Below are 203 nucleotides of genomic sequence, written 5' to 3'. Positions count from 1 at the left end.
GTCTCGAAGGGTTCGTCCGGTAACGGCTGCAGCAACGGCCGTTCGACGGCGAAGTACTCGCTCACCGGCCGTGGCCGGGACCCGATCCGGCGCCGTTCGTCCTCCTCGTCCCACTGCTCGATCATCGCGTTCAGCTGGGCAAGGGAGGCGACTTCGGGGACGGGGACCATATGGTTCCGGCGGAACCAGCCGATCTGCCCCTC

The 203-nt window shown here is 67.5% G+C and carries 1 pseudogene; it reads right to left on the bottom strand.

The window, feature by feature from the left end:
• A pseudogene (locus IO24_RS0140270) lies at positions 1 to 203 on the bottom strand (IS21 family transposase); the annotation flags it as partial.

It is taken from the genome of Streptomyces flavovariabilis (assembly GCF_000725785.1).
Taxonomy (GTDB): Bacteria; Actinomycetota; Actinomycetes; order Streptomycetales; family Streptomycetaceae; genus Streptomyces; species Streptomyces hawaiiensis.
The sequence above is the reverse complement of the archived record's forward strand: the minus strand, read 5'-3'. Positions and strand labels throughout refer to the sequence as shown.